The 4593-nt window shown below is 63.7% G+C and carries 9 protein-coding genes; all 9 read right to left on the bottom strand.

Annotation, left to right across the window (positions count from 1 at the left end; translation table 11 throughout):
• A partial coding sequence (locus tag B2W70_RS01770; protein WP_286742251.1) for an FAD-dependent oxidoreductase occupies window positions 1-802 on the bottom strand: 802 nt, incomplete at its 3' end.
• Window positions 803-1061: 259 nt separating this feature from the next.
• Complete coding sequence (locus B2W70_RS01775) at window positions 1062-1568, bottom strand: peroxiredoxin (RefSeq protein WP_286742252.1); 507 nt, start codon at window positions 1566-1568, stop codon at window positions 1062-1064.
• Between the two features lie 144 nt (window positions 1569-1712).
• Window positions 1713-1982 (bottom strand): 30S ribosomal protein S17, encoded by a 270-nt coding sequence (gene rpsQ, locus B2W70_RS01780; protein WP_286742253.1) that lies wholly within the window; start codon window positions 1980-1982, stop codon window positions 1713-1715.
• The gene (rpmC, locus tag B2W70_RS01785) at window positions 1979-2185 is read right to left on the bottom strand and encodes a 50S ribosomal protein L29 (protein WP_286742254.1); all 207 of its coding nucleotides are present in this window, start codon (window positions 2183-2185) and stop codon (window positions 1979-1981) included. Before rpmC ends, rpsQ begins: the two co-directional genes overlap by 4 nt.
• 21 nt (window positions 2186-2206) lie before the next feature.
• On the bottom strand, window positions 2207-2623 hold the full coding sequence (gene rplP / locus B2W70_RS01790; protein WP_058087404.1) for a 50S ribosomal protein L16: 417 nt from the start codon (window positions 2621-2623) through the stop codon (window positions 2207-2209).
• Window positions 2624-2625: 2 nt separating this feature from the next.
• Window positions 2626-3480: a 30S ribosomal protein S3 gene (gene rpsC / locus B2W70_RS01795; RefSeq protein ID WP_286742258.1), complete on the bottom strand. Its 855-nt coding sequence runs from the start codon at window positions 3478-3480 to the stop codon at window positions 2626-2628.
• 13 nt (window positions 3481-3493) lie between these two features.
• Complete coding sequence (rplV, locus tag B2W70_RS01800; RefSeq protein WP_058087406.1) at window positions 3494-3823, bottom strand: 50S ribosomal protein L22; 330 nt, start codon at window positions 3821-3823, stop codon at window positions 3494-3496.
• A 12-nt stretch (window positions 3824-3835) separates the two neighbouring features.
• Window positions 3836-4111, bottom strand: a complete 276-nt coding sequence (gene rpsS / locus B2W70_RS01805; protein WP_058087407.1) for a 30S ribosomal protein S19 — start codon at window positions 4109-4111, stop codon at window positions 3836-3838.
• Window positions 4112-4124: 13 nt separating this feature from the next.
• Window positions 4125-4593: 50S ribosomal protein L2 (gene rplB, locus B2W70_RS01810; RefSeq protein WP_286742260.1), on the bottom strand; the 469-nt coding region annotated here is incomplete at its 5' end.

Genomic DNA, 4593 nt, shown 5'->3' on the forward strand with positions numbered 1-4593 from the left:
CCTGCCGCAACCCGGCGATGAAGTCCACCGCGTCCATCACGCCTGCGAGCTCGGCATCACCCTGCAAGCCCAGGCTGCGCGTGCCCGCCAGTCCCACGCCGATGAACACCGCGTCGTGCTGCGCTCGCAGCGTGCTGAGTTGCGCCGGCTCGCTCAACGTGTAGCCAGGTTCGATGGGGATCCCGCCGATGGACAGCAGCCAGTCCACCTCGCGCTGGGCGAAGTCGCCCGCCGTCTTGTAGGTGGCCAGACCGTACTCGTTGAGACCACCCGGCTTGGCATGGGCGTCGTAGATGGTCACGTCGTGGCCCAGTCGCGCCAGGGTGTGCGCACACGCCAGCCCCGCGGGCCCCGCGCCCACCACGGCCACGTGCCGCCCCGTTGGCGCCGCCCGCGTGAACACTGGCCTCGCCCCATCTGCCATCACCGCATCGACGGCATGGCGCTGCAGCCGTCCGATCTCGATGGCTTTGCCCTGCTGCGTCTGGCGCACGCAGACGGCCTCGCACAGCTCCTCGGTCGGGCACACCCGCGCGCACATCCCACCCAGCGGGTTGGCGTCCAGGATGGCCTCGGCAGCGCCACGCAGGTTGCCATCGGCGATGCGTCGGATGAAGCTCGGCACGTCGATGCCCGTCGGACAGGCCTGCTGGCAAGGCGCGTCGTGGCAATAGAGGCAGCGGTCGGCCTCGATCACCGCCTGCATTGCCGTCAAGGCGGGCACGGCATCGCCGAAGCGCTCGGCGTACGCATCCGCCGACAGGCGGGCAGCACGGACATCGGGGCAGGCACTCTGGCTCACGGCTCATCCTCCGTTGGATGCAACTTGACCAAATAGCCAGGTTTTCAAGGAGAGCCGCTTGCTTAAAGCGTGCCAGGGCTGAAGCGCTCCTGGCGCACGCTGGAGGTGCGCGCTCAGGGCACCGGGCGCCGGGCGCCGGGCGCAGGCCATGGCCAGCCTCGCCTCGACCCAAGCCAAGGCAAGCGCCCAAGAAAAAGCCGGGCACGAAGGCCCGGCTTGCACCGTCAACAGGCGCGAAGCGCGCCATGACAGGGAGGGATCAGCCCTGCACCTGCTTGAGCAAGGTCTCGGCATCGCTGACCGCGAAGCCACCGCCCTTTTCGTCGTTGAGCTGCTTGACCACGCCATCCTTGACCAGCATCGAATAGCGGCCCGAGCGCAGCCCCAGGCCTTTCTCGCTCAAGTCCAGGGTCAGGCCCGTGGCCTTGGCGAAGGCCGCGCTGCCGTCGGCCATCATGCGCACCTTGCCGCCCGCCTTGAGCTCGCGGCCCCAGGCGCCCATCACGAAGGCGTCGTTGACCGACACGCACCAGATCTCGTCGACCCCTGCGGCCTTGAACTGCTCGAACAGATCGATGTAGCCGGGCGCGTGCTTGGCCGAACACGTGGGCGTGAACGCGCCAGGCAGGCCGAAGATGGCCACGGTCTTGCCTGCGGTGCTCTTTTCGATGTCAAAGGGATTGGGGCCCAGGCTGCAGCCCTCACCTTCCACTTCGATGTACTCGAACAGCGTGCCTGCGGGCAGCTTGTCTCCAACCTTGATCATGCGGAACTCCTCTTGTGCGATGTGCGTCAAGCGTGACCGGGCTCGATGAACCATCAAACGCCCATGAAAAAACCGGCGCCAGTATGACTGGACGCCGGTTTTTGAGGGTGAGCGGCGGGTTTGACCCCGCCTTCACCGAGGCGATCAGACGCCTTGTGCCTTCTCGACCAGGCGGGTCACGACCCAGTTCTTGGTCTTCGACAGAGGGCGGCTTTCGCTGATCTCGACCACGTCGCCGACCTTGAACTCGTTGTTCTCGTCGTGAGCGTGGTACTTGTTCGACTTGGCCACGATCTTGCCGTAGAGCTCGTGCTTGACACGGCGCTCGACCAGCACGGTCACGGTCTTGACGCGGGCGTCAGAGACGACCTTGCCGACCAGGCTGCGAACCACTTTGGTTTGAGCTTGCGTCATTTGGCGGCTCCTTGCTTCTTCTGAGCCAGAATCGTCTTCGCACGAGCGATGTCGCGACGGGTCTTCTTCAGGCTCGAATGGTCGTTGAGCTGCTGGGTGGCACGCTGCATGCGCAGGTTGAAGTGCGACTTCAGCAGGTCCTTGATTTCGGTTTCCAATGCGGCCACATCCTTGGCGCGCAGTTCAGAGGCTTTGTTAGCCATTTCTTTCTCCTTGCGCGTCAATCAGATGCCGAACTGGCGGCCAACGAAGGTCGTGCTCAGCGGCAGCTTTGCAGCAGCCAGCGTGAACGCTTCGCGAGCGAGCTCTTCGGGCACACCCTGGATCTCGTACAGCACCTTGCCGGGCTGGATCTCGGCGACGTAGTACTCCACGCCACCCTTACCGTTACCCATGCGGACCTCGGCAGGCTTCTTGGAGATCGGCTTGTCGGGGAAGATGCGGATGAAGATGCGACCACCGCGCTTGACGTGACGCGAAATGGCACGACGAGCAGCTTCGATCTGGCGGGCCGTCAGGCGGCCACGCTCGGTGGCCTTCAGGCCGAAATCGCCGAAGGACACATCGGCGCCACGGGTGGCGACACCCGTGTTGCGGCCTTTGTGTTCCTTGCGGAACTTGCGACGATTAGGTTGCAACATGTTTATTCTCCTTTCGCTTCGGCAGCCGGAGCAGCCTTGCGAACGCGCTTGGCGTCAGCGGTGACGGCAGGCTTGTCGCTGCCATCAGCCGGGGCGCCGTCGGCACGCGGGGCACCACGGCCAGGACCACGGGGACCACGGCGGTCACCAGGGCGGTCGCTGCGGGGGCCACGGCGGTTGCGGCGGTCGTCTTGGCTGTCGTCGCCCTTGAGCACCGGGGCTTCGCCATTGGCCAGGCGGTCACCACGGTAGACCCACACCTTCACACCGATCACACCGTAGGTGGTGTGGGCTTCGGAGAAGCCGTAGTCGATGTCGGCGCGCAGGGTGTGCAGGGGCACACGGCCTTCGCGGTACCACTCGGTGCGAGCGATTTCGATGCCATTGAGACGGCCGGCGGACATGATCTTGATGCCCTGGGCGCCCAGGCGCATCGCGTTCTGCATGGCGCGCTTCATGGCGCGGCGGAACATGATGCGCTTTTCCAGCTGCTGCGTGATCGAGTCGGCGATCAGTTGAGCATCGACTTCAGGCTTGCGCACTTCTTCGATGTTCACCGAGACCGGCACGTTCAGGCGCTTGGCCAGTTCGAGCTTCAGGTTTTCGATGTCTTCGCCCTTCTTGCCGATCACCACGCCCGGACGAGCCGAGAAAATGGTGATGCGTGCGCTCTTGGCGGGACGCTCGATCAAGATGCGCGACACGGCCGCGTTCTTGAGCTTCTTCTTCAGGAATTCGCGGACTTCCAGGTCTTCAGCCAGCATCGAGGCGAAGTTGCGATTGGTGGCGTACCAACGCGATGCCCAGTTGCGGGTGACGGCCAGGCGGAAGCCGGTTGGGTGGATTTTTTGTCCCATGATCAGCCTCTGCTTAGTTGCCCACGGTCACATAGATGTGGCAGGTCGGCTTGCTGATGCGGTTGCCACGGCCCTTGGCGCGGGCAGTGAAACGCTTCAGCGTGGGACCTTGTTCCACATAAATGGTCTTGACCTTCAGTTCGTCGATGTCAGCGCCGTCATTGTGCTCGGCGTTGGCGATCGCAGATTCCAGTGCCTTCTTGACGATGCCGGCAGCCTTCTTCTGGGTGAACTCGAGGATGTTGAGGGCCTGATCGACCTTCTTGCCACGGATGAGATCGGCCACCAGTCGACCCTTGTCGACCGACAGGCGAACGCCGCGAACGATTGCTTTCGTTTCCATCGCAGCTGCTCCTTATTTCTTGGCTTTCTTGTCGCCTGGGTGACCCTTGAACGTGCGGGTCAGGGCGAACTCGCCGAGCTTGTGGCCAACCATCTGGTCCTGGATGTACACGGGCACGTGCTGCTTGCCGTTGTGCACAGCAATGGTCAGGCCGATGAACTCAGGCAGGATGGTCGAACGACGCGACCAGGTCTTGACGGGCTTCTTGTCCTTGGTGGACACAGCCTTTTCAACCTTGGCCAGCAGGTGGTGATCCACGAAGGGACCCTTTTTCAGAGAACGAGCCATTTCAGCCTACCCCTTACTTTTTGCGACGCGAGACGATGAACGTCTGCGTGCGCTTGTTGTTGCGGGTGCGGTAGCCCTTCGTCATGGTGTTCCATGGCGAGACAGGCACCTGACCTTCGCCGGTGCGGCCTTCGCCACCACCGTGCGGGTGGTCAACCGGGTTCATGGCGACGCCACGCACGGTCGGGCGGATGCCCTTCCAGCGGATGGCGCCGGCCTTGCCGTATTGACGCAGGCTGTGCTCTTCGTTGCTCACTTCACCCAGGGTGGCGCGGCATTCGATGTGGATGCGACGGACTTCACCGGAGCGCAGGCGAACCTGAGCGTAGGTGCCTTCGCGGGCCATCAGGACAGCGGAGGTGCCAGCCGAACGAGCGATCTGACCGCCCTTGCCAGGCAGCAGCTCGATGTTGTGGATGGTCGAACCCACGGGGATGTTGCGGATGGGCAGCGTGTTGCCAGCCTTGATCGGCGCTTCCGAG

The organism is Aquabacterium sp. UBA2148, from assembly GCF_002328915.1.
In the GTDB taxonomy this organism is placed as follows: domain Bacteria; phylum Pseudomonadota; class Gammaproteobacteria; order Burkholderiales; family Burkholderiaceae_C; genus Aquabacterium; species Aquabacterium parvum.

Coding starts and splice junctions, on each gene's coding strand:
- B2W70_RS01775 (WP_286742252.1), bottom strand. CDS start 1,568: ATGATCAAGGTTGGAGACAAGCTGCCCGCAGGCACGCTGTTCGAGTAC.
- rpsQ (WP_286742253.1), bottom strand. CDS start 1,982: ATGACGCAAGCTCAAACCAAAGTGGTTCGCAGCCTGGTCGGCAAGGTC.
- rpmC (WP_286742254.1), bottom strand. CDS start 2,185: ATGGCTAACAAAGCCTCTGAACTGCGCGCCAAGGATGTGGCCGCATTG.
- rplP (WP_058087404.1), bottom strand. CDS start 2,623: ATGTTGCAACCTAATCGTCGCAAGTTCCGCAAGGAACACAAAGGCCGC.
- rpsC (WP_286742258.1), bottom strand. CDS start 3,480: ATGGGACAAAAAATCCACCCAACCGGCTTCCGCCTGGCCGTCACCCGC.
- rplV (WP_058087406.1), bottom strand. CDS start 3,823: ATGGAAACGAAAGCAATCGTTCGCGGCGTTCGCCTGTCGGTCGACAAG.
- rpsS (WP_058087407.1), bottom strand. CDS start 4,111: ATGGCTCGTTCTCTGAAAAAGGGTCCCTTCGTGGATCACCACCTGCTG.